This window comes from Yoonia vestfoldensis DSM 16212, from assembly GCF_000382265.1.
Lineage (GTDB): Bacteria > Pseudomonadota > Alphaproteobacteria > Rhodobacterales > Rhodobacteraceae > Yoonia > Yoonia vestfoldensis.
In genome coordinates, this window is record NZ_KB907998.1 from 1 (window position 1) to 24912 (window position 24912).

Sequence of the window (24912 nt, forward strand, 5' to 3'; positions counted from 1 at the left end):
GCGCCGAAAGCCGGAACACCAACGACGCCACGGCGCAAACGCCGGGCTTACACACCGAACTTCATGAGGGATTGAGATGGATCTGGAACGGATGCGCGCACTTTTGACCGCACTGCAGGAGGCGCGATATGCGGGTGTTCGCTCTGTCAGCTACGATGGAAAATCGATCAACTACGGCTCAGACGCGGAACTGGCGAATGCGATCAGCGATCTGGAAACCCGCATAGCCACGGCTACGACCGGCGCACCGCGTCGCCGTCGTTGGGGCACCGTCGCGTCAAAGGGTCTGTGATCCATGGCGTTTGAAGCTTTCCGGCAGCGGATCGGCAGCATCATCGGCGGATTTGACGCGGCGCAAGCCCACCGGCGGCTTCGGGGTTTCCGGGCCAGCCGCGCCCATGTGAACACGCTGATCGCGGCTTCCGGCGACACGATCACCGCCCGCGCCCGCTGGCTGGTCCGGAACAATGGCTATGCGGCCAATGCGGTGGAAAGCTTCGCCAGCAATGTTGTCGGTGACGGCATCAAACCCTCGTCGACCGTCATGGATGCGGCCAAGAAGGAAGAGTTGCAGGCGCTTTGGCTGGCCTGGACCGACGATGCTGACGCCGAAGGGCTGACAGACTTCTACGGGCTGCAGCGGCGGGCCGCGCGCGAGGTGTTCCTGTCAGGCGAGGTATTCATCCGCATCCGGCCGCGTAGGGCGGAAGATGGCCTGACCGTTCCCCTGCAATTGCAGATGCTGCCTGCCGAGATGCTGCCGCTGGACATGAACCGCACTCTCCCCGGCGTGGGTCTGATCCGGCAGGGCATCGAGTTCGACGGCATCGGACGCCGCGTCGCCTATCACTTTCTGCGTCGCCATCCCGGTGATCTGACCGATCCGGGCCTCACCAATGAGACCGTCCGTGTTCCCGCCGCGGATGTGATCCATGTGCTGGACCCTGTGGAGGCCGGGCAGCTGCGTGGCGTCTCGCGATTTGCGGCTGCCATCGTCAAGCTGTTCACGCTCGATCTCTATGACGACGCCGAGCTGGAACGGAAAAAGATCGCGGCCATGTTCGCGATGTTCATCACTTCCCCAGCGCCGGAAACGCCGCTGGAACCAACCGAGGAGGATCTTGAGGTTGAGCCTGGTCAAGTGGTGCGACTGGATCCGGGTGAAGACGTCTCGACCCCGTCCACGCCAGACTCGGGCGGCACCTATGAGCCGTTCCAATATAGAACCCTGCTGCAAGTCGCAGCGGCGCTGGGAATTCCTTACGGCTATCTGACCGGCGATACGGCGAAGGGCAACTTCTCGAACACGCGGATCAGCCTGATCGAGTTCCGCCGCCGCATATCAGCTTGGCAGCATGGCGTGCTGGTATTCCAGCTGTGCCGCGCGGTGTGGACACGCTGGATGGACACGGCTGTGCTGTCAGGTGCTATCGACTTGCCCGGTTATGACAGCCAGCGCCGCCAATATCAGGCCTGCGCCTGGTTGCCGACCAAATGGGACTGGATCGACCCGATGAAGGACGCTTCTGCCGAGATCCTGCAGATCGAGTCCGGGCTGAAATCCCGCACGCAGGCGATCTCCGAGCGCGGATATGACGCTGAACAGGTCGACCGTGAGATTGCCGCCGAGCGCAAACGCGAATTGGCACTGGGCCTCGACTTCCGCCGTCCGGGATCCCCGGCACAGGGGCCTGTCGCAGGCTCTACAAGTGATAATGATGCTGCGGCGGGCGAAGATCCTGAGGGCGATACAGTTGAGAGAGACCACCCTGACGCCAAGGCAGAGCAATGAAGCAGTCAGACAGGCAGGAGATCAACTCCGGGCAACTGCGCCGCCTTGCGATCAAACGTCACGAGCGATGTGGCCCCAGCACGGCGCGCAGCAGCGGCAATCATCAGATCCGCAAAACCGAAACCCTCGTCGCGATATCGGAACAGCGCCGTCCCCACATCATCTGCCGCTTCGATCTCAATCTCGACAGCGGCCAGCAGACCTTCGAGCGCAACGGTGACATCTACACGACTGAAGCCATAAGCGCGCTCCAGCACCCAGACGAGCTCCAGCATAACCTCGCGACAGATAAATCCCGGTGCGGCTTGCGTCAGCCCGCGCATTAAGGCGCTGGCAGCAGCAGCTTGTTCCGGATCGTCCTGCGTCAGGAACCGCACCAGCACATTGGTATCGATGGCAATCATTTGTCGGGGCGCAGCCCGTCAATTGCCCCTGAACTGATTGCGTCATCCATCTCGTCGAGGCTGACCGGCTGTTTGCCTGGCCGCGCCAACAGGCCTTCGAGATCTGCCACCGGCCGGGCCTTCAACAGTCTGACCTCGCCGTCCAATACAACGTAGCGCACCTTGTCACCGCTTTTGAGGCCGAGTGCTGCCCGGACATCGCGCGGCAGCGTCGTCTGGCCTTTGGTGGTCACCGTCGATTCCTGCATTGCTACGATTCCTTACTTATTGACGTTTCTCCTTACCATATCGGGGGAAGCCACTGTAAATCAAGCCCTGCGACAGGACCCGAACATGTATCACGCCCAGATCGCTCAGCGAGCGTTTAACACCCCGTTGATGGTCGACCCTGCCAAGGCGCTGGCCTTCCTGTCTGGGTTGGGGTCGCGCATCACTGGGCGGGAGATCACCTTCCAAGGGCTGGACGTCGACGTATCCGATCAAGCAGCTGTCAAACCGCCCACCCGCGTGTCGCTATTCGGCAATGATCTCGCCCAGCGCCATCAGCGCAATGGCAGCCAGCCCTACGCGGTGGTGGACGGCATCGCGGTGATCGAAATCGCCGGGACGCTGGTTCACCGTGGCGCATGGATCGGACAGTCGTCGGGGCTGACCTCCTATGAAGGGATCGCTGCCCAGCTTCAGGCGGCCGTCGCAGATCCGGGCGTCCGTGGTATCGCTCTCGATATCGACAGCTTCGGCGGCGAGGTAGCGGGCGCCTTCGATCTGGCCGACCGCATTCGGGCGTCGCGATTGCAAAAGCCGGTGCAGGCCTTCGTGGCCGAACATGCGCTGTCCGCTGGCTATGTTCTGGCTTCCCAAGCTGATCGGATCATTGTGCCGCGCACAGGGGCCGTTGGCAGCATTGGCGTAGTCGCGCTGCACACAGACATGAGCGGCGCACTCGACCAGAAGGGCATCGCTGTTACGCTGATCCATGCAGGATCGCACAAGATCGACGCCAATCCGTACCAGCCACTGCCCGAGGCGGTGCACGACCAAATGCAGCGTGAGTTAGAGGTGGTCCGCTTCCTCTTCGCCGAAACCGTCGCCGCAGGTCGCGGGGATCGGCTGACCCATGCGGCAGCACTGGCCACTGAGGCTGCTGTGTTCCGTGGGGCCGATGCCATTGCCGCCGGTCTGGCCGACGAGCTTGCCGATCCCGTCACCGCCTTTTGTTCCTTCGCCGCCGACCCACGCGGCACCAATCCCACCAACAGAAAGGGTCCACAGATGACCACCACGCCTGAAACATCCACTGAAACTGTCGACACACCTCCGGTCGAGACTGCACCAGCGGCTCCGGCAACAGCGGCGACCGTACAGACGCCCAATCCAGTGGCTATGTCGGCCGACGCGGTACGCATTGAAGCAGCAGAAGTTGCGCAGGTCTGTGCGCAGGCTGCCCGGCTCGGCGTGACCATCGATGCCGCCGACGCTGTAACGCGCGGGCTGAAACCCGAAGTCCTGCGTGCCCGCGTGCTGGCCGATCTCGCCGCTCGCAGCGATGCGGCGGGCATCATTGCAACTGCCCCGGCCGCAGCTGCCGCCAAAGACAGCCCCATCATCGCGGCCGCAAAGAAGGCCGCGACCGACGCCAAGCGCTGATCCAGCACCTATCCCCAAATCCTAAAACATGGAGACTGACCAATGCCCGTCCTGACGGAACCGCCCAGCATGGGCGATGTCCTCAAATATGAGGTCAACCCGAACTACACCCGCGAAGTGATCACCTTGCTGATTGGCACGCGCTATCCGGTCGGTGCGGTCCTCGGCCGCATCACGGTCAACGGCAAATACAAGCTGGCGACCAGTGGTGGCACTGATGGTGCGCAGACTGCCAGCGCTGTGCTGCTCTATCCCGTCGACGCCACATTGGCGGACGCCACCGGTATTGTCGTCGCCCGTGGCCCCTCGATCGTGTCGCGCGCGGGCCTCGCCTACGACGGCACCGTCGATGACAGCGCGAAGATCACCACCAAACTCGGCCAGCTTGCCGCTGTCGGCATTATCGCCCGCGACGGCGTCTGACGCCAACCAGCCCAGCACATCCATCTCTCATTCACCCGGAGCCCCCCATGACCCTTGTCCGCAATCCCTTTGACGCTGGCGGCTATTCGCTGGCCGAGATGACGCAGGCCATCAATATCCTGCCCAATCTCTACAGCCGCCTCGGCCAGATCGGCCTGTTCCGCTTCGAGGGCGTCAGCCAGCGCTCAGTCATCATCGAGCAATACGAGGGCGTGCTGAACCTGCTGCCCTCAGTTCCCCTCGGCGGGCCTGCCACAGTTGGCACCCGCGAGGGCCGGTCCATGCGGTCCTTCGCTCTGCCGTGGATCCCACATGATGACGTCATCCTTCCCGGCGATATCCAAGGCCAACCCGCGCTGGGCGTCTTTGATGGCGCCGACCCGCTGGTCGAGATAATGAACCGCAAGCTGCAGCTTATGCGGCGCAAGCACGCCCAGACTCGCGAATACATGGAGATGAACGCCCTGCGCGGCATCGTCAAAGACGGGGCGGGCACCACCCTCTACAACTACTTCACCGAGTTTGGCCTCGCGCAAATCTCGGTCGACTTCGTGCTCGGCACCGCAGGCACGAATGTGCAGGGCAAGGTCCGCGAGGTCTTGCGCGCCGTGGAAGATAACCTGTTGGGCGAGGCCATGTCCTCGGTCCATGCGCTGGTCAGCCGCGAGTTCTTTGACAAGCTGATCGCGCATCCCAAGACCGAAGAGGCCTACAAGTTCTACGCGGCCACCGGGGCCCAGCCGCTGCGCGAGGATATGCGTCGCAACTTCCCCTTCGCGGGCATCGTCTTCGAGGAATACTCGGGCACCGTCACGCTTTCCACCAAGGCGACCGAACGACTCGTCCCCGCCAGTGAAGGCATCGCCTTCCCGCTGGGCACCATGGACACCTTTACCACCTATGGCGGCCCGGCCAACCTGCTGGAGGCGGCGAACACGATGGGCCTGCCACTCTATGCCCGCCAGCATCTGGATGAAAAGGGCCGCTGGATTGACCTGATGACCGAAGCCTCGATCCTGCCGGTCAACAAGCGGCCGCGCATCGCGATCCGCCTGCAAACCTCGAACTGACGGGCCCAACATGAACGTCTTCGCCGCCGCCGTGGACCGGATCTATGCAAACCCATCCATGGCGGTGGCAGCCCTTTGGATCTCGGCAACCACCTCCGAAGAACGCACGATCCGTGTGATCCGCCGCGCCCCGGACCGGATCACCGAGTTCGGTGCGGGCCGCTTTGTCAGCGATACGATGATGGTGGACGTCCGCGTCACAGACCTGCCCGATCCCCGCTCGGGTGATCTGATCGTGATCGGCACCGACAGCTTCACCATCCAGGGCGAGCCGGTGCGTGATCGTGAATGCCTGATCTGGTCGCTGGACCTGAGGCCAACATGAGGCTGCGGGTCGCGTTCAGTCCCGACATCGCCGCCCTTATGCAGGCCGAAATCGCTGCCGGTGAAAAGGCGGTGTCGGCGGCCATGCGAGAGGCAGGCGGCAGCTTGAAGTCGGCCTGGCGCACGCAGATCACCGGCGCGGGTCTGGGAACGAGGCTGGGCAACAGCATCCGTCTGGCAACGTTCCCAAGGACCAGCAACAGCCTGAACGCGGCAGCGCTGGTCTGGTCCAAAGCCCCGGTAATCGTCGGCGCACATGATACCGGGCCGCTGATCCGGTCCAAGGATGGCTTCTGGCTGGCGATTCCAACCGCTGCTGCTGGCAAGAGCACCAGGGGCGGACGGATCACCCCCGATGAATGGGAGCGCCGCACCGGTTTGCGCCTGAGGTTCATCTATCGCCGCCGGGGCCCAAGCCTGCTGGTGGCCGAGGGGCGGCTGAATACAAAAGGCCGTGCGGTGGCGAGCAGGTCCAAGACCGGACGCGGGGTAGCGACCGTGCCAATCTTCTTGCTGGTGCCACAGGTCAAGCTGCGCAAGCGGCTGGATCTGGCGCGGGATGCTGAGCGGGCAGTGGACAGGGTGCCGGGGCTGATTGTGGCGAACTGGGTAGAGGGGCGGTTGTGATCAGCGCCGGTCCAGCTTGCCGAATTCGCTGTCCAGCAGGGAGCGGATCTTCTTCGCCGCACCGCGCAGGGCTGCGTCCACATTGGCGTCGTTGTGGGTGACAGTCTGCGGTTGCATTCCCTCTGGGCGGGCCTCGACGGTGCAGCGAATATCGTCGGACCCACCTTTGGCACCGTTCACATCAGCCAGATGCACCTCGATCCGGGACAGTCGGTCGGTCAGATGCCCGAGCGCAGAAGTGACGACCGTTTCGGCCTCATCTGCCAAGCCGTCGTTCCCTTGAATATTGGAATCAGTGTTCAGTTGAAATTGCATGTCGGTCCTCCTGTTGAATAGTCACTACCATGAGAGACCCTGCAGGTCACTGATCCGGCGCAAGTACACCTGCAAGATCAGTAAACAGGCCTGCACCCTGACAGCGCAGGCCAAAATTCAGAGCCACCCACAATGCACACCACCCGCGAAACTGTCCTCGCCGCGCTTCACGCGCAGCTTCAATCCTTGGCTGCCCTTGCTCTTCGTGACGAGGTGCTGCCCGAGCGGATCCCGCCTGCGGGGCTGATTATCCTGCGCGACGGCCAGCCAGGCGACCCGGAGGTCACGCTGTCCCCGCTGCGATATCACTATGAGCACCGGGCCGAGTTGGAGGTTGTCGTCCAGGCCCCGAATGGTCGGGCCAGCGCCTTTGACACCCTGATCGCTGCCATCGGCACAGTGCTTGAGGCCGACCGGACCCTCGGTGGTCTTTGCGACTGGGTCGAACCCGAAGCTCCAGCCTCTGTCGATCTGCCAGTCGAGGGCGCTGTCACCCTGAAGGCAGCGGTGATCATCGTCGTACTGCACTACACCACCACAGGTCCGCTGGCCTGACATCCCGACAATAAGGAGAACGATATGGCACGAGCGCAAGGCGCCCGGGCGCAGATGGCGCTTGGCTTTGAGACGGTTTACGGCACCCCGCCGGTGAGTGGGTTCCGGCTGATGCCCTTTGCCCGGGCGACGCTCGGGGCGGAGCAACCGCTTCTGGAATCCGAACTGCTGGGCTATGGCCGCGATCCGCTCGCCCCTATCAAGGACGCGGTTACGGCCGACGGCGAGGTGGTGATCCCCATTGATGTCGAGGCTTTCGGCTTCTGGCTGAAAGCTGCCTTCGGCCAGCCAACAACCTCTGGCACGACGCCCAAGACCCACACATTTCAGTCGGGCAACTGGACGCTGCCCAGTATGTCCATCGAGACGGCGATGCCCGAAGTGCCCCGTTTCGCGATGTATTCGGGCTGTGTGCTGGATCAGCTGTCCTGGCAGATGCAGCGGTCGGGTTTACTGACCGCCACAGCGCGGCTCATTGCTCAAGGCGAAACCATAGCAGCCACAACGGCCGCTGGCACACCAACCGCGCTGGCTCTGCAACGCTTCGGCCATTTCAACGGCACGGTTAAACGCAACGGCACGGCCTTGGGCAATGTGGTCTCCGCCGAGATCACCTATTCCAACAACCTCGACCGGATCGAAACCATCCGTGGCGATGGCCGCATCGACGGGGCCGACCCCACCATGGCGGCGCTGACTGGGCGGATCGAGGTGCGGTTTTCCGACACAACGCTGGTGACTCAAGCCATCGACGGCAGCCCCTGCGAATTGGAGTTCAATTACAGCCTTGGGGCAAACGCAAGTTTCACCTTCACCGCCCATGCCGTCTATCTGCCCCGCCCCCGGATTGAGATCGCCGGGCCCCAAGGCGTGCAGGCCAGCTTTGACTGGCAGGCGGCGAAGGCCACAAGCCCCGCGCGTATGTGCACCGCCGTCCTTATCAACACACTTACAGGATACTGATCATGATCCGACTGAACCTGACTGCCACGCCTGAATGGCTGGACCTCGCGCCCGGCCTGCGCTTGCTGGTGGCGCCGCTCACCACCGCGCTGATGGTCTCAGCCCGCGCCGATCCCGCCATTGAGGCCATGCCGGATACGGCCACGACCGAGGAACTGGCGCTCGCCATGGCGAAAGCCGTAGCCCGCCGCGCGGTACTGGACTGGGAAGGTGTCGGCGATGACGCAGGCGATATCATCCCTGTTACGCCCCAAGGCATCGACGCCCTTCTGGAGATCTGGCCAGTCTTCGAGGCGTTCCAGACCCAATACGTCGCGCGCGGGTTGATCCTGGACGCGGAAAAAAACGTCTCCGCGCTCTCGCCGACTGGTCCTTCGGCGGGGGCGACACGTATTGCGCCGCGTGCGAAACAGCCTGCCCGGACTGCCCGGTAAGGCTGAACCGGCCACAAACGCGGGAGGGCTGGCAGGTCTGGGATCTGGTCGGCCGCCTTGGCGGGCAGCTGCGTGTGATCCCCGGCGCGGTCTTGGGCTGGGATATGGGCGCGGCCTTGGCTCTTGCACAGGCGCTGGGCATCGACGCGCTGATCGCCGCCGAACTGCTGCCCGAAATCGAGGCCGTGATGGTGCGCAAAGTGAACGAGCAGATGGTCGAGAGAGAGCCCGGCGCGCTCAGGTCTTGATCTTCTCAATCAGGACCACGCCCGGCAGACCCTCGAAATGCGTGTCGCAGGTCAGCAGCGTCGCTTCTTGCGCCAGCGCCGTGGCGAAGATGATGGCATCCGCAGTGGCAAGCTTATGGGTGCGACAGGCCTCGGCGGCCGCAAGCGCGATTTCTGTATCAAGCGGGATGATCTGGCAGACTTGCGTAAAGGCGATCACCTGATCGGACTTATCCTCAGTCACCTCACGGGTGAGCCATTTTGCCAGCTCAAGTTGCACCATCGTCGGCACCAGCCAATCAGACTGCTCGGGCAGATGCTCGGCGAGCGTGTTCCCGGTAGGTGAGCCGATCAGCCATTCGATCCACGCCGATGTGTCGACAAGGACCTTCAAAACCGATCAGCGCGGTCACGGTAGTCGGTAGCCGATGCGCCTTGCGCAAGGCCCTTCAGCGCTTCGCGCTGCGGAACGGGCACCAAGAGAACGCCTGTTCCTTTGGGGATAAACGCGAAGGTCAGCCCGGCTTCCCAGTGCTGCGCGGCTCGGATCGCCTTGGGGATCGAGATCTGGAACTTCGAGGAGAGGGTCGCGGTCTCAGACATCATCATACCTTTTGTTAATCGATGCGACAAACGTAAGACAGTTGCGTCAGAAATTCAAGGATCCTGTTCCATGGCCGAGAAAAGAGTGAGCGTCCGCCTCGTCGCCGAGGGCGGCCGCCAAGTGCGCGCCGAGCTGGAAGGTGTCGGTGAGGCAGGCGCGCGCGGCTTCGGGCGTCTGTCCTCCGAGATGGACTTGGCGAATACACGCGTTGCTGCCTTTGCCCGCCGAGCCACGCTTGCTGCTACGGCTGCCACTGCGGCGCTGGTGGCTGCAGGCGGCGCGATGATCCGTTCCGGGCTGCAGACGGTGGATGCACAAGCCAAACTGGCCCAATCACTGGGTACGACAGTGGCTTCGATCCAGACGCTGGAGCGCGCGGGTGAACTGGCCGGTGTGTCGATGTCCGGGATCGAGCAGGCCACGAAGGATCTGACGCGGCGGCTGAGCCAAGCTGCTGCCGGGACCGGGCCCGCTGCTGATGCGCTGGACCGGCTGGGTCTCTCGGCCGCCGACCTGATCGCCCTGCCGCTGGACCAGCGCGTCGGTGCGATCAATGCGGCCATTGAAGACTTCGTTCCCGCTGCCGAGCGTGCCGCCGTTGCGGGGCAGTTGTTCGGCGAGGAAGGCTCCATCGCCATGTCGCGGATCGATACGGCAACGCTGCGCCAGGCGACAGAGGATGTTCTCGCTTTCGGGGTTGTTGTCTCGGAGCAGGACGCTGATCAGATCGAGCGCACCAATGATGCGATCTCACGGTTGGGGCTTATCTGGCGCGGCGTGTCGAACCAGCTGGCGGTCGCCGCAGCCCCGGCGTTGGAAGCAGTCGCAAATGCGCTGGCAGCAATGGCCCGCACGACCGGCCCGGTCGGCATCGCGATCACGGCGCTGTTCGACAACATCGGACGCCTCACCACCTACGCCGCAACCTTTGCCGCCGTGATGGCGGGTCGCTGGGTCGCCGGAATGGCAGCTGCTGCCCTCTCGGTGCGCGGGCTTGCCACAGCCCTCGTGTTCCTGCGCGGCGCGCTCATCCGAACCGGGATCGGCGCGCTGATCGTCGGTGCGGGCGAGTTGGTCTATCAGTTCACCCGACTTATGGCCGGTGCCGGTGGCTTTGGTAACGCGATGGGTTTGCTGTCCGACCTCGTCTTCGAGGTATGGGGCCGGATTGGTCTGGCACTTGATGCCGCACTGGCGCGCATGGCAGCAGGCTGGGAGGGGATCAAGGCCACTGCGCTGACTGCGCTCGACGGTGCCGTCACCGGCGTGTTCAGCTTTGGTGACCGGTCGGTTGCGGTCTTCCAGGGCGCGTTCGATGCCATGAAGGCGATCTGGGGACGGCTCCCCGGTGCCATAGGCGACTTCGCGTTTCAGGCGGCAAACGGGCTGATCAGCGGCGTGGAGTCGATGCTGAACGGTGTCGTCACCCGGATCAATGGGTTTATTACGACACTCAACGCTGCACTGGACCTGCTCCCCGAATGGGCCACTGGCGAAGGCGGCGTGCGGATCGGCACGCTTGATCCGGTGACGCTCGGCGGGATCGACAACCCTTTCGCGGGGGCGGCAGAGGCGGCCGGTGCTGCGGCAGCCGACGCATTCACCGCGGCTCTGGGGCGGACTTACGTCGATACGCCTGATCTGGGGCTTGGCGCGGCAGCCAATGATGCCAGCGCCCGGGCCGACGGATACCGTGAGGCAGCAGGCATGCTGGCCGATGCGGCTGGTCGTCCTTTAACAAGCTGGCAGGCGCTTCGCGACGCGATGACCAGCGCCGGGACCGAGGCGGAAACAGCCCTCGCGGATGCTGCCACCTCAGCGGATGCTCTCGCGCTTGAACTGGATGACACGGCCGCCGCTGCCGGTGGTGCTGGTGCTGCAGCACGCGCAGCCGGGGCAGCAGCCGCCGAGGGTGCGGACCAAGCTGTAACTGGCTGGGGCGCAGTCACGGCTGCTCTTGCCGACTATGCAGCCGAGGCCCGCAATATCGGTGGCGATATCGGCCAGACGCTGGTCGGGGCGTTCCAGGGCGCGGAAAACGCTGTGGGCGACTTCGTCAAAACCGGCAAGCTGGATTTCAGCAGTCTGGTCACTTCGATGATCGCTGATCTGGCTAAGCTGGCCGCGCGGCGTTTTATTCTCGGCCCCATCGCAGATGCCTTGTCGGGCGCGTTTGGCGGCGCGGGCGGATTGTTTGCAAACATCCTGCATTCCGGCGGCACAGTTGGTATCGCAGGTAGCAGCCGGATGGTGCCCGCCATGGCCTTCGCTGGAGCGCCGCGTATGCATTCCGGAGGCTGGGCCGGTTTGAAACCAGACGAGGTCCCCGCAATCTTGCAACGCGGGGAACGCGTGTTGTCGCGCAGGGAAGCAGCTGGCTATGGTCAGGGCCAAGGTGCAGCGCCCACCGTCAATGTTACCATCATGTCGCGCGACGCCGAAAGCTTCCGGCAATCCCGCACGCAGGTCGCTGCTGATATCGCTCGCGCCGTTTCTCTCGGCCGGAGGGGCATGTAATGGCATTCCACGAGGTTCGGTTTCCCGACAACATCAGCCGGGGCGCGCGCGGCGGGCCGGAGCGGCGCACCCAGATTGTTGAACTGGCCTCTGGAGACGAGGAGCGCAACGCCAGCTGGGCCAACTCTCGGCGGCGCTTTGATGTCGCCTACGGCATTCGCCGCGCAGACGATCTGGCAGCGGTTGTCGCCTTCTTCGAGGCACGGAACGCTCGCCTGCATGGGTTTCGCTATAAAGACTGGGCCGACTACAAATCCTGCCTGCCATCGCAGGCGGTCGCCCCCACAGACCAGCCCATTGGCACCGGCAATGGCGCCGTCACCACCTTCGCGCTCCTGAAACGCTATACCTCCGGCGCCCAAAGCTGGACCCGCGCCATTGCCAAACCCGTCGCGGGCACAATCCGGGTGGCCTTGAACGGGGTCGAGCAGATGACCGGTTGGAGCGTCGACACCGCCACCGGCAGTGTCACGTTCAATGCCGCCCCCGGCGCGGGCGTCGCAATCACCGCTGGCTTCGAATTCGACGTGCCCGTCCGCTTCGACACCGATGTGCTCGACGTCACACTCGACATTGAACGGCTGGGCTCAATCACGTCCATCCCCCTGCTGGAGATCCGCAGATGAAATCCCTTTCCCCTGCGCTGCAGACCCATTTGGACGATGGCACGACCACCTTGTCCTGGTGCTGGCGGATTTCGCGGACGGATGGCGTGGCGCTGGGCTTCACCGACCATGATCGCGCCCTCAGCTTTGACGGTACCGAGTTTGAGCCTGAAAGCGGGTTTGCTGCCTCAGAAATCCGCTCTGGCTCCGATCTGGCCGTCGATGCGCAGGACGCGAGCGGCGTGCTGACCTCGGACCGCATCACCGAGACGGACATCCTCGACGGGCGCTGGGACAATGCAGCGGTGGAGTTGTGGCGGGTGAACTGGGCCGACACCAGCCAGCGGGTGCTGATGCGGCGCGGTGCTGTGGGTCAAATCCGGCGCGGGCGGATGGCCTTCGTGGCGGAAGTGCGGTCGTTGGCGCATGTGCTGGGCCAGACCGTCGGGCGGACGTTTCAGGCCGGGTGCGATGCGGCGCTGGGCGATGCGCGCTGTGGGATCGATTTGGAAAACGCTGTCTACAAGGGTGCGGGCATGATCACCGACCTGTTGCGCGACCGCGCGTTCATGGCCTCGGGCCTGTCGGCGTTCGAGGCGGGATGGTTTACCTCAGGCACGATCACCTGGACCAGTGGTGCCAATACCGGGCGCATTACCGAAGTGCTGGCCCATGGATTAGCCGATGCCATCGCGACACTGACCCTGCTTGAAGCCCCGGTGCGCACCATAGCCGAGGGCGACGCCTTTGTCGCACGGGCTGGTTGCGACAAGCGGATCGCGACGTGTGGCGCGAAGTTCGCCAATACCGCCAACTTTCGGGGCTTTCCGAACATTCCCGGTCAGGATGCAGTGCTGCGCTATGCCAGCCAGGACGGCAGCCATGAAGGCGGCGTGCTTTGATGACCGCCGCAGATCCTAACCTTGTCGTTACTACCGCGCTATTATGGCTCGGGACGCCTTATCACGATCAGGCCAGCCTGCGCGGCGTGGGTTGTGATTGCCTCGGACTTGCGCGTGGCGTCTGGCGAGAGGTGGTCGGCAATGAGCCTTTCCCAATCCCACCCTACAGCCGCGATTGGGGCGAGACCGGGCCGCGCGAGGTGCTGGCGGACGGGGCACGGCGCATGATGATCCCGATTGAACCGAATGACATCAGTCCCGGCGCGCTGATCCTGTTCCGCATGACGCCGCGCGCCATCGCCAAGCACGTCGGGATCGTGACCGCTCCCGACCGCTTCATCCATTCCTATGAGCGGCTGGGCGTCGTCGAGGAAGTCCTGACTCCTGCCTGGCGGCGGCGTATCTCCTTCGCTTTCCTTTTTCCTCAACACTGAGAGTCCCCACATGGCATCGCTTGTACTCGGCGCGGTTGGCGCCACGATCGGTGGCTCCATCGGCGGCACCCTGCTTGGCGTCAGCGCATTCAGCATTGGCGGGTTCATCGGATCGACTGTGGGATCCATGGTCGACAATTGGATTGTGTCGTCCCTCGCGCCCGCCCAACGCATCGAAGGTGCACGGCTCGACGGGTTGCGCATCACCTCTGCGACCGAAGGGGCCGTGATCCCACGGCTCTTTGGGCGAATGCGGCTTGGCGGCAATATCATCTGGGCCACCGATTTCCGCGAGGAAACAAAAACCACGACCCAAGGCGGTGGTAAGGGTGGCGGGGGCGGCGCGAAGGTCACGACGACCGAGTATCTCTACTATGCCAGCTTCGCCGTTGCATTGTGCGAGGGCGAGATCACCGGCATCGGCCGCGTCTGGGCCGACGGCAAGCCGATGGATACGACTGGCGTCACCTGGCGCTGGTATCCCGGCAATGAGACGCAGACCCCCGATCCGTTTATCGTCGCCAAGATGGGCGCGGCCAACACCCCCGCCTATCGCGGCACGGCCTATGTCGTGTTTGAGGAACTGAACCTGAGCGGCTTCGGCAACCGCCTGCCACAGATCAGTTTCGAGGTGTTTCGGCCGCTCGCAGATGCGGACACCGCAGAGGGGCTGGTCAAAGCGGTGACGCTGATCCCGGCCTCGGGCGAGTTCAGCTATGCGACGGCCCCGGTCAAGAAATCCGCTGGCGCTGGCGGCGCGACCACTGCGGAAAACCTGAATGCCATTTCCGATACCGCCGACATCGTCGTGGCGCTCGACCGGCTGCAATCCATGGCCCCCGCGGTCGAAAGCGTGTCGCTGGTGGTAGCATGGTTTGGCGATGATCTGCGGGCTGGCAGCTGCAAGGTCTGTCCCGGCGTCGAGGTTTCGGCCAAGACCACGACGCCCTCGGCTTGGTCAGTGAATGGTGTCAGCCGTGCCAATGCGGTTCTGGTCAGCCGCGACGCCGAGGACCGCCCGGTCTATGGCGGCACCCCGGCAGATTTCGCGGTGGTGCAGGCGATAAAAGAAATGAAGGCGCGCGGTCTGCGCGTGACCTTCTATCCGTTCATCCTGATGGATGTGCCGCCCGGCAATGCCAAGCCAAATCCCTACAGCGCCAACGCTTCAGGAGTGGGCCAGCCCGCATTCCCATGGCGCGGTCGGATCACATGCTCCCCAGCCGCTGGATTTTCTGGTTCGGTCGATAAAACTGCCGCAGCAGCCGCGCAGGTCTCGGCCTTGTTTGGCACTGCGACACCTGCCAGTTTCAGCGTCTCTGGCGACAGCGTCAGTTGGACCGGCCCCACTGGCGAATGGGGCTTGCGCCGCATGGTGCTGCACTATGCCCATCTTTGCAAAGCCGCAGGGGGCGTCGATGCTTTCTTGATCGGCACCGAGATGCCGGGCCTGACCACCATCCGTTCAAACGCCACGACCTACCCGGCGGTGCAGGCCTACCGCGATCTGGCAGCGGCCGTGCGGTCGATCCTCGGGCCGGGCACCAAGATCAGCTATGCCGCAGACTGGTCAGAGTATTTTGGCCACCAACCGGGCGACGGATCGGGCGATGTGTTCTTCCACCTGGACCCACTTTGGTCAGACGCCAACATCGATTTCATCGGCATCGACAACTATATGCCGCTCTCGGATTGGCGCGACGGGTTTGACCATGCAGATGCCGTGCTGGCCCCGGCGATCTATGATCGGGATTATCTGCAATCCAACATCATCGGCGGCGAAGGTTTTGACTGGTTCTATGCCAGCCCCGGCGACCGGGCGGCGCAGGTCCGCACGCCGATCACCGATGGTGCCGCCGCAAAGCCGTGGGTCTATCGCTTCAAGGACCTCCGCGCATGGTGGCAAAGCCCGCATTTTAACCGGCCGAGTGGGGTGGAGAGCGGAACGCCCACCGCGTGGGTGCCGCAGTCAAAGCCGATCTGGTTCACCGAACTGGGCTGCCCCGCGATTGACCGCGGCACCAATCAGCCAAACGTCTTCTTCGATCCGAAGTCGTCCGAGAGTTTCACGCCGCACTTTTCGCGCGGCTGGCGCGATGATGCGATCCAGCGCGCCTATCTAGAGGCGACCTATCTGTTCTGGGCAGCACCGGCCAACAACCCAGTCTCGGCGGTGACCAGCACGCGGATGGTTCATCTGCCAGAATGCGCCGCATGGACTTGGGATGCGCGCCCCTATCCGTTCTTCCCCGAACTCACTGATGTCTGGACTGATGGTCCGAACTGGCGGCGCGGCCATTGGCTGACCGGACGGCTGGGCGCGGTGTCACTGGCCGCGCTAGTGCGGCACCTGTGTTTGCGCGCGGGCATGCCGGAGGAGCGCATCGACGTCTCCGGCCTCTGGGGTGCGGTTGAGGGCTATGTCATCTCAGCCTTAGAAGCCCCAAGGGCATCGATTTCCACGCTGGCCCGGCACTTCGGATTCGATGCTGTCGAGAGCGAAGGGCGCATACGCTTCCTGATGCGCGGTCGGATTGCCAGTCTGAACATCACGCCCGACAGCATGGTGGCCGCATCATCATCGCAAGGTGACGTGATGGAACTCACCCGCGCGCAGGAAACCGAACTGCCACAGGCCCTGAAGTGGCAAGTCGCACGTGCGGATGAGGATTACGATGCGGCGCAGGTCGAAGCCCGGCGCATCACTGTGGACACCACGAGGATCGCCTCCGAGGCCTTCCCGATGGCGGTGCCACCGGAAGAAGCCGAACGCCGCTGCCGCCGCGCGCTGATGGAGGCTTGGGTCGGCCGGGAAACTGCGGTGTTCCGCTTGCCACCCTCAAAGCTGGCGCTGGACCCCTGCGATGTGATCCTGCTCGATCATGATGGCCGCCTGACGGAACTACGGCTGGTGTCCATCGCGGACTCGGACCTGCGCAGCATCGACGCCGTGCGCCAGGACCGTGCCGTTTACGATCTGCCGCCCGGTGATCCACGCCCCGCATCATTGTCGACACCCGTGGTATTCGGCACACCCGATGTGGTTCTGCTCGATCTGCCGCAGCTGCGTGATGATCAGCCTGCACATCGCCCCTTTGTCACCGCCCATGCAAAGCCTTGGCCGGGCGCAATCGCCGTCTACCGAAGTGCCGCGACGGATGGGTTTGAGCTGCTGACCACCTTTGGCACGCGTGCGCGCATGGGTGTGTTGGCTGCGGATTTCTTTTCCGGTCCGGTATCGCGCTTCGATCTTGGCAATGCGCTGGAGGTAGATCTGTTCTCGGGCACGCTGGAGAGCGTCACCGATATTTCCCTGTTGGGCGGCGCCAATGCGCTGGCGTTGGAAACCGCTCCCGGCACATGGGAGATTGTCCAAGCTGGCAATGCCGAGCTCCTCGCACCCGGACGCTATCGCCTGACACGACTGCTGCGGGGACAGCGCGGAACCGAGAACGCAGTCGTGGGTGTCGTCCCGACCGGCGCGCGTATTGTTGTGCTTGATGCCGCATTGGCAGTGCTGCCGATCGCCGAAGCCGATCTGGGCCTGCCGTGGAATTGGCGCATCGGCCCAGCCTCGCGCCCGGTCAGCGACGAAACCTTTGTCGCAATTCCGTTCACCCCGGAAGGCGCTGGCCTGCGGCCCTTCTCGGTGGCCCATATCGAACAGCCATGGCGGACAGCGCGCAGCCCGGGTGATCTAACGATCCGGTGGACGCGCCGGTCGCGATCCCTCGCCGCCGACAATTGGGGCATGGGAGATGTGCCCTTGGCAGAAGGCCGTGAGGCCTATGAGGTGGAAATCTTCGACGGGGCAACTCGTAAGAGAACCTTACAAGTTGCCACACCCTCCGCCCTCTACACCGCGGCCCAGCAGACAATCGATTGGGGCGCACCACTTGGTCCGGGCCAAACCCTCGTAATTCAGATCTATCAGCTCTCGGCCCTGATCGGTCGGGGCGCTGGGCGATCCGTCACCCTTATCTTCTGAAAGCAGGACCATGTCCGACATCACCACCCACCTGCTGCTGCCCTACATCCTGGCATCGCAGGCCCAGAAGCATGTCACCCATAACGAGGCGCTGCGGCTGCTCGATGCCATGGTGCAGCTGTCAGTGCTGGACCGCACGCGCACCGCCCCATCTGCGAGCCCGACCGACGGCGACCGGCATATTGTGGCGTCTGGGGCGACAGGTCTGTGGGCTGGCTGGGACTTGAACGTGGCCTTCTGGGTCGATGGCGTCTGGATGCGGCTGGTGCCGCGCCCCGGCTGGCTGGCCTGGATCGCCGATGAAGCTGCGTTCGCTGTGTGGGACGGGTCCGCTTGGGAACCGGTCGGGATGCCGCAGGATGTATCTGATGCCATCTTCAGTCTGGTGAATGCCGTCGATCCGACAAAGCGCGCGCTGTTCTCGCTGTCAGGTATCAGCACCGGCACGACCCGCAGCTTCACCTTGCCAAACACCTCGAGCGAGCTGGCAATCCTCGCAGGCACCCAGACGTTCAGCGGCAACAAAACCTTCTCGGGCACGCTGACGGCGTCGGGCACTGTCACAGTTTCAGCAGCGGCAGCATCCATCGGCACAGCAACCACGACGGCCACATATGGAATGGGGACCGGGGCCACGACGACTGGGGTCACCAAGACCCTGAACCTCGGCACCGGTGGTGCATCGGGATCCACAACGGTCGTCAACATCGGCTCGGCAACGGCGGGGGCGGGCGGGGCCACGGTGGTGAACACGCCAACCGTAACTTTCGCCAACGCTGTCACACAGGTTGGCATGCCGCAAGCCAACCTGACCGCCCAGCTCTTGGGCCTCGGTGGCGCAACCGCTGACAGTTTCAATCGGCTCTCAATCAACACCCCCGCCATGCTGTTCAACAACGCAGGCACCGGGATCGAGGCAACCTTCAACAAGAACGCCCCCTCCAATGATGCAGCCTTCGCCTTCAAGACCGGCTTCTCAGCGCGGGCGTTGATTGGATTGTTGGGATCGGACGACTTCAGCTTCAAAGTCAGCCCGAACGGCTCCGCGTTCTTTGACGCCATCAGGATCGATCGCAGCTCCGGGCGGGTTGAACTCCCCGAGCCGCTGCACATGCCCAGCTTGCCTGCGGCACCTGACCCGCCGCCTGCGGGCAAGCTCGCGGTCTACGCCCGGGATCGCGCAGGGGCGGGATGGCTGGACGTGCAGCGCCCTTCGGGCCGGTTCTTTCCGTTGCAGCCCCACTTCGGGGTGAACCGGATCGCGACATGGGCACCGTCAAGCAGCACGACAGTCAACACCAATGGCATGCCACGGACGGCTGTGGGCACGGTTGCAACGCCAACACTCACCACCAACGGTCTGGCCGACAGCATGCGGCGCTGGCGCGTCAGCAGTGCCGCAACAGCCAATGCTGCTGCCGAAGAACGCTCTGCAGGCTGGGTCTGCTGGCGTGGCAATGCCGATGGCTTGGGCGGATGGAACTACGTCAACCGTCTCTCGCTGAACGTTCTCCAGGCCACCGGCATGGGCTTCTTCGGTCTGTATGGTTCGATCTCGGCGCTGGCGACGACCCTGACGCTGGCAACCGTGCTGAACTGCATCGGCATCGGCTTCCAACGCGGCACCCATACCAACTGGCAGCTGGTACACAACGATGGCTCCGGCGCACCGAGCCTGACCGATCTGGGTGCGAGCTTCCCGGTCAATAGCCTAACGAACGTGCTGACCCTCTATATCGCCGCTGCGCCAAACGGATCTGACATCGGCGTCCGTGTCGTCGAGGAGGTCAGCGGCGCGGCGGTTGAGTTCACCATCACCGGTGACATGCCCGCCGCCAACCAGCTGCTGAGCCCGCGCAATTACATGAACAACGGCGCGACGGCAGCGGCGGTCGCCTACGACTGCTCGGGTGTTTACGTCGAGACCGATTTCTAAAGGACAGAACCATGACAGAACAAACCACACTGCTGCAGGATGTTGGCGCAGCCTTTCGCGACCACGGCATCACCGCAGCCATTACTGCGCTGATCGGCGGCACCATCGCTCTGCTGGCCGCTGTCACACGCAAAGCCTTCACCAATGACGCTATGCTGGCGCGGCTCGACCGCGAGCTTCTGGCCGAGCGCGATCGCGTAGACCGCCAGCGCGCCGAAGACCGCGAGACCGAAGCTGACCGGCTGGAACGCATCGAGGCAGACATCCGTGCGATGCGCGATCTGATGTTCGAGGCCTTCCAGCGCGGCCGCACCAACTGACCAACACATACACATCAAACCGATCCACCCCGACCCGCCCGCAAGGCGGGTTTTTTCATGCCCGACGCTGGGCGAAAGGAGCCTCACAATGAATGCCAACACGCGCGACCCCATCCGGCTGATCCAGAATGGTTTAGAACGCCTCGGCCACTCCCCTGGCGCAATCGACGGCCTTTGGGGTCTGCGCACTGCCCGCGCGATGAAAGCGCTATTGGCTGCGAACGGGCGCGCAGCAGCCTTAGCGCCTCTCGGTGGCTTGCCTTGGATTACCGAGGCGAAGTCCGCGATGGGGCGTCATGAAGCACGCGACCGCTCCTGGCTGATAGACTGGTTGAAGCGTGATGGACGCAGCCTCGGAGATCCATCGAAGAACCCCTGGTGTGGGGACTTCGTGGAGACGTGTATTCGCGTGGCACTGCCAGACGAGCCCTTGCTGGGGGCGCTAGGCGTCAATCCGTACTGGGCGCGCAACTGGCTGCTGTTCGGGCAGGAGGTGAAGCCGACTCCCGGCGCGGTTCTGATCTTCTCGCGCGGCTCTGGTGGACACGTCGGTTTCGCGATGGGGCAGGACGACACGCATTTCTATGTGCTCGGCGGCAACCAGTCCGATGCCGTCACCATCGCACGGATCGCCAAGTCCCGCCTCCTTGGCGCGCGCTGGCCTGCCACCGTTCCACCCCGCCAGCAACGCCTGCGGACGATGAAGCCCGGCGAATTCCTCGCAACCACCAACGAAATCTGAACTGGAGAAAATCATGCTGAAACCTGCAATCCTCGCGCTGATCCGCCAAGTCCTGACGGTCGCTGGTACCGCGCTGGTGGCCAAAGGCTATGTCGAAGCGTCCGATATTGAACCAGTGATCGGAGCACTGCTGACCATCGGATCGGTGGTTTGGTCGGTTGCCGACAAACGGGCGAGGTAGAGCCAACTGCGGTGGAGCGGTCATTCGAGACGTCCATCTTGAGTGACCGCGGAGCGGACAAAGTGTAAATTCGCTGCGGGTACGCGAATGTCTGCATTTCCGCTAAAGAGCTTTCTTTGCTGGGACGCGGCATTTTAATTCGTGCCTGCGCGCGCGGCGTCATCCAGCTACTTAACTGCAGTCGCTTAGATTGTTGTACTGAATTTAGTCATTTCGATACCATGACGGGTTGCCACCACCTCTGCAGCCACCCGGTCTCTGTCCAGAAGCAGCAACGCAATGAGCTTTCGGGCCGTACCATGCGTTTGGGGATGGTTAGGATTCGCGGAGAAAGCAGCTTCGCGGATTGCCAGAGCCTCTTCCAGAAGAGGCCGAGCCTCTGCCAGCTTGTGCTGTTCCAAAAGAAGGGCGCCAAGATTGTTGCAAGCCTCCCCCAAGTGAGCGTCATCCGGCGGTAGCACTTTTCGCCGGATGGAGAGTGCAGCCTTATAAATATTTGATGCTGCACCCCGGCGCCCCTGCAATTCGTAAAGGATCGCGAGGTTATTAAGACGGATCGCCACTTCCCGGCTTCGCGGTCCATTTACGATCCGGTCCAACCGCACTGCTTGATGGAACCGCGCCCGCGCCCTGTCGAACAGCGCCAACGCAGCCGCGCCACCCCGTTTCTGGGCTAAGGAGCGTAAGTGTTCGCCATGATTTGAGAGCGAGATTGCATAGTGGGCTTGAATGATAACAGGGTTGGATTCAGCAAGCCTGACTGCATGTGCACTTGCCTGTTCGGCCCAAGATACGCGGCTAAGATTTCCTAAATCCTTTGCAAGATTACTCCAGCCCATGATCATGTGAAGATGATTGTCTGGCACGCCTCGCCGCTGCTTCGCCCGCAGATTGGCGATTGAAAAGCGCAGCGCCAACTGATCTTGCCGCAGGGCCCATGCGTACACGCTCGCCTGATTGAAAAGATAGTCCATGGCCCGCGTTGAGGGGCCGCCGCTGGGGCCTGCATGCAAAGCCGTCACATGCGAGTTTAGACGGGCGCAGGTCGCAAAGTTAATTGCGTACCCAGGCGCCGCTCCATCCGGATAGCCCGCCGAAATCAATGCGGCGGCAGTAGCGGCCCACGCATCAGCATCGTCGCCCAACTGGACACGCTGCGTGGCTTGAATCAGGCGGTGCAGTTGCCTGCCGGTTGCGTTGCGCTCCATCAGTGACCTGCGTTCCAGATCAGCAAAAGCCCTTTCAATTGCCGGGCGGTCCCGGGCTAACCGCCACAGCGATTGAGGCACTGCCCCGAGTTTCTCAACTTCGTCAGGGTTAGACTGTTTTTCCTTTCCGTCCAGCATCGCCACCAAGTCTGGGTCCAACCCTTCTGGTGCTAAGAAGGCAAAGGTCTTCAACAACAGCCGCGCGTCTTCGCCTAGCCGTTCAATGGACAAGCTGATGGCGGCGTACACCGAGTTGTTATAGTCCTCGACAGTGTCAGGCAGATCGTCGAGCAGCGCTTCGATCCGCTCGATATAGCCCTCAAAGCTTACCGATGGCACGTCGCGCAACCAAGCACCGGCGCAAACCAGAGCGAGCGGTAGGCCTTCCAGGGCCTCGACAAGGCGCTCAGTGCCAAGGCGATCTTCTTTGCGACCGGATTCCTGTTCCAAAAGGCTCACACCCTGCCCAGTAGAAAGGCGGCGGCACGGCGACTCGTGTAGATTGGGCCAACCGCCTTCCCTTGAGGTATAAAGAAGGTGCGCAGCCCCACGCACCGGAACTAGTCCAGCTAGGTCGCGCGGGCGGATAGCGTTGTCGTACACGAGGAGCCAAGGATCGATTTCCGCTTGCAAGGCGAGGATAGTCTTCTTAGCGAGGGCCTCGTCTGAACGCTCGGAGGCCTTCTGCAAACTCAACGCGTCGGCTAGGTCACACAGACTGGCGATGGCTGTCTGACGGTCGGCAGCATTAATCCACCAGATTCCGCGATACAGGTGTCCGTATGTCGTGGAGTAATGACGCGCCAGCATGCTTTTGCCTATACCGCCCGTCTCCCGCAGCACAGCACCGGGCAGATTTGCTACAGCCTGCGTGCGCATCAGCAAGTTATGTAGCGCGGTCACGTCATCATCCCGTCCTACTACTTTGCGGTCGATGGTAATGCTTGGAGAAAAAATCACAGGCCAGTTCTGTTCGCAGCCCTCCCGCAAGCGCTTCACCTCAACCGGGTCGATCTGCAATCCCGCACAGAAACGACTGATTGTGTCGGGCGTCGGCGCATGGCGGCCTCGCTCTACATCAGAGACCTCGCCAGACCTGGTCTCGTCTCCATAAACCAGCCTGGCCACGTCCGCCTGGATCAAGCCGGTGGCCGTGCGGGCTTGTCGGATCAAAGCCCCAAAACGGCGCTGAAATGACTCCGGGAGGGCCGCCCGTAGCTGCACTGAGTTTCCCTTACGACCCATACCCGCCCTTTCGCTATCAAAGCATTGTCATGATGTTAGCGCCGCCCGGGTGGCACAACCTTAACTAAAGGAAATGTGCCATGTTAGAGAAACTATACAACCTTTTACGGTGGGCGTTTGCGCAGGTGCGCTGGCTTGGGCTTATTCTGGCTACGGTTATCGGAATTCTGATGGCAGTTTGGAGCGGTCCTGAGGTGTACGAAAGCGGCTGTTATCAATGGCTCCGAATTTCAGAGAAATCGGATGCAATAGTTGTTATTTGCCAATACTCAACCGCTGAATAATTGGCAACATTTGGCCCTGCTTCGGCAGGGCCAAATGTTGTTATCGTCAACCTTCTCGCAATTGAGACAGCTTACTCGTCAGAGTAAGCAACTTGATGCACATGACGCATGATAAGGAAAACGCTCGATAACCCCATAAAATAATTGAAAAAAACCTCCACTAAAGCTTTTGGTAGCGTCGGGTTTTTGGAATAATTACAGAAGCCGACATTCAAGTGCTTCGCAGCATCCGGTAGAATGGACTCCTTTGAAACTTTCGCGGCAACAATCACAAATGTCCGCTCCCGGACTGTTCATTGAACGGCAACTGGCCGCAACATGTCATCGGTGTCCAGTTTCACTGCGCTGCGCCAGAGCGGCGTCTTGAAAACGTGGTGCACATGTTTGGCCCCGCGTTCTTCACGGGTCTCGACAAGCAATCCGGCCCATTCAAGCGGGCGCAAGACGCAAGATGAGAACGCGGCCATTTCGCGCCATCCAGCATTATCCCAATCATGTTCTTGGCCATAGAACGCCGCGAACAGCGCGCGTTCGGTTGTGCCGAGGTTGGCCTCGACGTTGATCACGTTCATCCAGACGTCCCATTTTCCGAAGGGACGCTCTTCAAAACGTGCGTAGGAGGTGTGGTCGAGTTTCAGGACAAAGAACGGGATCAGCTCGGCAAACAGCTTGCCCGGCGCCTGTGCCAGTTCTGCGCCGCGCTTGGTCAGACGGAACTCGCCTTTGAAGTGCCGCCCTAGACGAAGTATGATCAGAACGTAGTGCAGCACCTCAAGCGGTGGGAACTCGTATTCGTTGATGACTTTGTTATAGCGGAACATCTCCTCTGCGCTGCTGCCGGGCCAGTCAAAATGCTCAACCGCCCAATGCACGAAAACGCGCTTGAACGCCTTTGTCTTGGTCAAACCGATGGCTCCGTGTTCCTGGGCGTACTGCAACGTCAACAGCGCCGCGCGGAGCAAGGGCGAATGCACGAGGTCAGGGTGATCATCGGAGAGAATACGGAACTCGATCATGGCTGAACGCTGCCACAAGGTTTTCCGGCAGGCCAGATCCAAAAAGGCCCCCTGCTTTAGGGGGGACTCGTCAAACGTTGACAAGGCGTTGACAAGAACTGCACAAGCAAAAGCCCGACTGATTAGGTCGGGCTTTAAGCGTTTGATTT

At 62.5% G+C, this 24912-nt stretch carries 27 protein-coding genes; 20 read left to right on the plus strand and 7 right to left on the minus strand.

All coding sequences use genetic code 11. The annotated features are described in order from the left end of the window. Window positions 1-76 precede the first annotated feature (76 nt). Both H147_RS0117825 and H147_RS0117830 read left to right on the plus strand, forming a co-directional pair. On the plus strand, window positions 77-292 hold the full coding sequence (locus H147_RS0117825; RefSeq protein WP_019956755.1) for a phage head-tail joining protein: 216 nt from the start codon (window positions 77-79) through the stop codon (window positions 290-292). A gap of 3 nt (window positions 293-295) precedes the next feature. Beyond that, a complete protein-coding gene (locus H147_RS0117830) occupies window positions 296-1792 on the plus strand; it encodes a phage portal protein (protein ID WP_019956756.1) in 1497 nt (498 codons plus the stop codon). Between the two features lie 5 nt (window positions 1793-1797). Here H147_RS0117830 and H147_RS0117835 read toward each other — a convergent pair whose 3' ends face one another. Next, window positions 1798-2196 (minus strand): type II toxin-antitoxin system VapC family toxin, encoded by a 399-nt coding sequence (locus H147_RS0117835; protein WP_019956757.1) that lies wholly within the window; start codon window positions 2194-2196, stop codon window positions 1798-1800. Beyond that, window positions 2193-2444 (minus strand): AbrB/MazE/SpoVT family DNA-binding domain-containing protein, encoded by a 252-nt coding sequence (locus H147_RS0117840; protein ID WP_019956758.1) that lies wholly within the window; start codon window positions 2442-2444, stop codon window positions 2193-2195. Before H147_RS0117840 ends, H147_RS0117835 begins: the two co-directional genes overlap by 4 nt. 85 nt (window positions 2445-2529) lie before the next feature. On the opposite strand from H147_RS0117840, the gene H147_RS0117845 reads away from it, so the two are divergent. The 5 genes from H147_RS0117845 to H147_RS0117865 are packed head-to-tail and all read left to right on the plus strand — an operon-like array spanning window position 2530 to window position 6287. Next, the gene (locus tag H147_RS0117845) at window positions 2530-3843 is read left to right on the plus strand and encodes a S49 family peptidase (protein ID WP_026352668.1); all 1314 of its coding nucleotides are present in this window, start codon (window positions 2530-2532) and stop codon (window positions 3841-3843) included. A gap of 42 nt (window positions 3844-3885) precedes the next feature. Then, window positions 3886-4266: a head decoration protein gene (locus H147_RS0117850; RefSeq protein WP_019956760.1), complete on the plus strand. Its 381-nt coding sequence runs from the start codon at window positions 3886-3888 to the stop codon at window positions 4264-4266. Between the two features lie 47 nt (window positions 4267-4313). Further along, window positions 4314-5336, plus strand: coding sequence for a major capsid protein (locus tag H147_RS0117855; RefSeq protein WP_019956761.1), 1023 nt, complete (start codon window positions 4314-4316; stop codon window positions 5334-5336). 10 nt (window positions 5337-5346) lie between these two features. Beyond that, complete coding sequence (locus H147_RS0117860; protein WP_019956762.1) at window positions 5347-5661, plus strand: head-tail joining protein; 315 nt, start codon at window positions 5347-5349, stop codon at window positions 5659-5661. Beyond that, window positions 5658-6287: a DUF6441 family protein gene (locus tag H147_RS0117865; RefSeq protein ID WP_019956763.1), complete on the plus strand. Its 630-nt coding sequence runs from the start codon at window positions 5658-5660 to the stop codon at window positions 6285-6287. The genes H147_RS0117860 and H147_RS0117865 overlap by 4 nt, the downstream gene beginning before the upstream one ends. On the opposite strand, the gene H147_RS0117870 is transcribed toward H147_RS0117865, so the two are convergent. After that, window positions 6288-6602 (minus strand): hypothetical protein, encoded by a 315-nt coding sequence (locus H147_RS0117870; RefSeq protein WP_019956764.1) that lies wholly within the window; start codon window positions 6600-6602, stop codon window positions 6288-6290. A 132-nt stretch (window positions 6603-6734) separates the two neighbouring features. Between H147_RS0117870 and H147_RS0117875 the strand changes: the two genes are divergently transcribed. From H147_RS0117875 to H147_RS21095, 4 genes are all read left to right on the plus strand, one after another. After that, window positions 6735-7157 (plus strand): hypothetical protein, encoded by a 423-nt coding sequence (locus tag H147_RS0117875; protein WP_019956765.1) that lies wholly within the window; start codon window positions 6735-6737, stop codon window positions 7155-7157. 24 nt (window positions 7158-7181) lie between these two features. Then, complete coding sequence (locus H147_RS0117880) at window positions 7182-8120, plus strand: phage tail tube protein (protein WP_026352669.1); 939 nt, start codon at window positions 7182-7184, stop codon at window positions 8118-8120. A 2-nt stretch (window positions 8121-8122) separates the two neighbouring features. Continuing rightward, window positions 8123-8554, plus strand: a complete 432-nt coding sequence (locus H147_RS0117885; RefSeq protein WP_019956767.1) for a phage-derived protein YdaY family protein — start codon at window positions 8123-8125, stop codon at window positions 8552-8554. Window positions 8555-8628: 74 nt separating this feature from the next. After that, window positions 8629-8802 carry a DUF7697 family protein gene (locus tag H147_RS21095; RefSeq protein ID WP_019956768.1) on the plus strand — a complete coding sequence of 58 codons (174 nt, stop codon included), beginning with the start codon at window positions 8629-8631 and terminating at the stop codon, window positions 8800-8802. Here H147_RS21095 and H147_RS0117895 read toward each other — a convergent pair. Both H147_RS0117895 and H147_RS0117900 read right to left on the minus strand, forming a co-directional pair. After that, on the minus strand, window positions 8792-9175 hold the full coding sequence (locus H147_RS0117895) for a type II toxin-antitoxin system VapC family toxin (protein ID WP_019956769.1): 384 nt from the start codon (window positions 9173-9175) through the stop codon (window positions 8792-8794). The two genes, H147_RS21095 and H147_RS0117895, sit on opposite strands and share 11 nt — an antisense overlap. Then, the gene (locus tag H147_RS0117900; protein ID WP_026352671.1) at window positions 9172-9384 is read right to left on the minus strand and encodes an AbrB/MazE/SpoVT family DNA-binding domain-containing protein; all 213 of its coding nucleotides are present in this window, start codon (window positions 9382-9384) and stop codon (window positions 9172-9174) included. The genes H147_RS0117895 and H147_RS0117900 overlap by 4 nt, the downstream gene beginning before the upstream one ends. Window positions 9385-9454: 70 nt before the next feature. Here H147_RS0117900 and H147_RS0117905 point away from each other — a divergent pair, with 70 nt between their 5' ends. The 9 genes from H147_RS0117905 to H147_RS21220 all read left to right on the plus strand — a co-directional run bounded on the left by H147_RS0117905 (window position 9455) and on the right by H147_RS21220 (window position 21010). Beyond that, the gene (locus tag H147_RS0117905) at window positions 9455-11902 is read left to right on the plus strand and encodes a phage tail tape measure C-terminal domain-containing protein (protein ID WP_026352672.1); all 2448 of its coding nucleotides are present in this window, start codon (window positions 9455-9457) and stop codon (window positions 11900-11902) included. Continuing rightward, window positions 11902-12528 carry a DUF2460 domain-containing protein gene (locus tag H147_RS0117910; RefSeq protein WP_019956772.1) on the plus strand — a complete coding sequence of 209 codons (627 nt, stop codon included), beginning with the start codon at window positions 11902-11904 and terminating at the stop codon, window positions 12526-12528. The genes H147_RS0117905 and H147_RS0117910 overlap by 1 nt, the downstream gene beginning before the upstream one ends. Continuing rightward, complete coding sequence (locus tag H147_RS0117915) at window positions 12525-13409, plus strand: phage/gene transfer agent baseplate hub protein (protein WP_019956773.1); 885 nt, start codon at window positions 12525-12527, stop codon at window positions 13407-13409. Before H147_RS0117910 ends, H147_RS0117915 begins: the two co-directional genes overlap by 4 nt. Then, the gene (locus H147_RS0117920; protein ID WP_026352673.1) at window positions 13409-13843 is read left to right on the plus strand and encodes an NlpC/P60 family protein; all 435 of its coding nucleotides are present in this window, start codon (window positions 13409-13411) and stop codon (window positions 13841-13843) included. Before H147_RS0117915 ends, H147_RS0117920 begins: the two co-directional genes overlap by 1 nt. Before the next feature lie 10 nt (window positions 13844-13853). Next, complete coding sequence (locus tag H147_RS0117925; protein WP_019956775.1) at window positions 13854-17831, plus strand: baseplate multidomain protein megatron; 3978 nt, start codon at window positions 13854-13856, stop codon at window positions 17829-17831. A gap of 10 nt (window positions 17832-17841) precedes the next feature. Continuing rightward, window positions 17842-19767, plus strand: coding sequence for a DUF2793 domain-containing protein (locus tag H147_RS0117930; protein ID WP_019956776.1), 1926 nt, complete (start codon window positions 17842-17844; stop codon window positions 19765-19767). An 11-nt stretch (window positions 19768-19778) separates the two neighbouring features. Beyond that, window positions 19779-20087, plus strand: coding sequence for a hypothetical protein (locus H147_RS0117935; RefSeq protein WP_019956777.1), 309 nt, complete (start codon window positions 19779-19781; stop codon window positions 20085-20087). Window positions 20088-20175: 88 nt separating this feature from the next. After that, the gene (locus H147_RS0117940) at window positions 20176-20829 is read left to right on the plus strand and encodes a TIGR02594 family protein (protein WP_019956778.1); all 654 of its coding nucleotides are present in this window, start codon (window positions 20176-20178) and stop codon (window positions 20827-20829) included. A 13-nt stretch (window positions 20830-20842) separates the two neighbouring features. Further along, window positions 20843-21010, plus strand: a complete 168-nt coding sequence (locus H147_RS21220; RefSeq protein ID WP_019956779.1) for a Pam3-gp28 family putative phage holin — start codon at window positions 20843-20845, stop codon at window positions 21008-21010. A gap of 185 nt (window positions 21011-21195) precedes the next feature. On the opposite strand, the gene H147_RS0117950 is transcribed toward H147_RS21220, so the two are convergent. Beyond that, window positions 21196-23463: a helix-turn-helix transcriptional regulator gene (locus H147_RS0117950; protein WP_019956780.1), complete on the minus strand. Its 2268-nt coding sequence runs from the start codon at window positions 23461-23463 to the stop codon at window positions 21196-21198. A 577-nt stretch (window positions 23464-24040) separates the two neighbouring features. Beyond that, window positions 24041-24763: a hypothetical protein gene (locus H147_RS0117955; protein ID WP_019956781.1), complete on the minus strand. Its 723-nt coding sequence runs from the start codon at window positions 24761-24763 to the stop codon at window positions 24041-24043. Between the last annotated feature and the right edge of the window lie 149 nt (window positions 24764-24912).

What these genes read in the sequence shown, in the direction of transcription:
- H147_RS0117930 (WP_019956776.1), top strand. Translation starts at nt 17,842, where the DNA reads ATGTCCGACATCACCACCCACCTGCTGCTGCCCTACATCCTGGCATCG.
- H147_RS0117875 (WP_019956765.1), top strand. Translation starts at nt 6,735, where the DNA reads ATGCACACCACCCGCGAAACTGTCCTCGCCGCGCTTCACGCGCAGCTT.
- H147_RS0117840 (WP_019956758.1), bottom strand. Translation starts at nt 2,444, where the DNA reads ATGCAGGAATCGACGGTGACCACCAAAGGCCAGACGACGCTGCCGCGC.
- H147_RS21220 (WP_019956779.1), top strand. Translation starts at nt 20,843, where the DNA reads ATGCTGAAACCTGCAATCCTCGCGCTGATCCGCCAAGTCCTGACGGTC.
- H147_RS0117835 (WP_019956757.1), bottom strand. Translation starts at nt 2,196, where the DNA reads ATGATTGCCATCGATACCAATGTGCTGGTGCGGTTCCTGACGCAGGAC.
- H147_RS0117940 (WP_019956778.1), top strand. Translation starts at nt 20,176, where the DNA reads ATGAATGCCAACACGCGCGACCCCATCCGGCTGATCCAGAATGGTTTA.
- H147_RS0117850 (WP_019956760.1), top strand. Translation starts at nt 3,886, where the DNA reads ATGCCCGTCCTGACGGAACCGCCCAGCATGGGCGATGTCCTCAAATAT.
- H147_RS0117925 (WP_019956775.1), top strand. Translation starts at nt 13,854, where the DNA reads ATGGCATCGCTTGTACTCGGCGCGGTTGGCGCCACGATCGGTGGCTCC.
- H147_RS0117955 (WP_019956781.1), bottom strand. Translation starts at nt 24,763, where the DNA reads ATGATCGAGTTCCGTATTCTCTCCGATGATCACCCTGACCTCGTGCAT.
- H147_RS0117870 (WP_019956764.1), bottom strand. Translation starts at nt 6,602, where the DNA reads ATGCAATTTCAACTGAACACTGATTCCAATATTCAAGGGAACGACGGC.
- H147_RS0117865 (WP_019956763.1), top strand. Translation starts at nt 5,658, where the DNA reads ATGAGGCTGCGGGTCGCGTTCAGTCCCGACATCGCCGCCCTTATGCAG.
- H147_RS0117825 (WP_019956755.1), top strand. Translation starts at nt 77, where the DNA reads ATGGATCTGGAACGGATGCGCGCACTTTTGACCGCACTGCAGGAGGCG.
- H147_RS0117880 (WP_026352669.1), top strand. Translation starts at nt 7,182, where the DNA reads ATGGCACGAGCGCAAGGCGCCCGGGCGCAGATGGCGCTTGGCTTTGAG.
- H147_RS0117915 (WP_019956773.1), top strand. Translation starts at nt 12,525, where the DNA reads ATGAAATCCCTTTCCCCTGCGCTGCAGACCCATTTGGACGATGGCACG.
- H147_RS0117860 (WP_019956762.1), top strand. Translation starts at nt 5,347, where the DNA reads ATGAACGTCTTCGCCGCCGCCGTGGACCGGATCTATGCAAACCCATCC.
- H147_RS0117900 (WP_026352671.1), bottom strand. Translation starts at nt 9,384, where the DNA reads ATGTCTGAGACCGCGACCCTCTCCTCGAAGTTCCAGATCTCGATCCCC.
- H147_RS0117855 (WP_019956761.1), top strand. Translation starts at nt 4,314, where the DNA reads ATGACCCTTGTCCGCAATCCCTTTGACGCTGGCGGCTATTCGCTGGCC.
- H147_RS0117905 (WP_026352672.1), top strand. Translation starts at nt 9,455, where the DNA reads ATGGCCGAGAAAAGAGTGAGCGTCCGCCTCGTCGCCGAGGGCGGCCGC.
- H147_RS0117935 (WP_019956777.1), top strand. Translation starts at nt 19,779, where the DNA reads ATGACAGAACAAACCACACTGCTGCAGGATGTTGGCGCAGCCTTTCGC.
- H147_RS0117830 (WP_019956756.1), top strand. Translation starts at nt 296, where the DNA reads ATGGCGTTTGAAGCTTTCCGGCAGCGGATCGGCAGCATCATCGGCGGA.
- H147_RS0117845 (WP_026352668.1), top strand. Translation starts at nt 2,530, where the DNA reads ATGTATCACGCCCAGATCGCTCAGCGAGCGTTTAACACCCCGTTGATG.
- H147_RS0117950 (WP_019956780.1), bottom strand. Translation starts at nt 23,463, where the DNA reads ATGGGTCGTAAGGGAAACTCAGTGCAGCTACGGGCGGCCCTCCCGGAG.
- H147_RS0117920 (WP_026352673.1), top strand. Translation starts at nt 13,409, where the DNA reads ATGACCGCCGCAGATCCTAACCTTGTCGTTACTACCGCGCTATTATGG.
- H147_RS0117885 (WP_019956767.1), top strand. Translation starts at nt 8,123, where the DNA reads ATGATCCGACTGAACCTGACTGCCACGCCTGAATGGCTGGACCTCGCG.
- H147_RS0117910 (WP_019956772.1), top strand. Translation starts at nt 11,902, where the DNA reads ATGGCATTCCACGAGGTTCGGTTTCCCGACAACATCAGCCGGGGCGCG.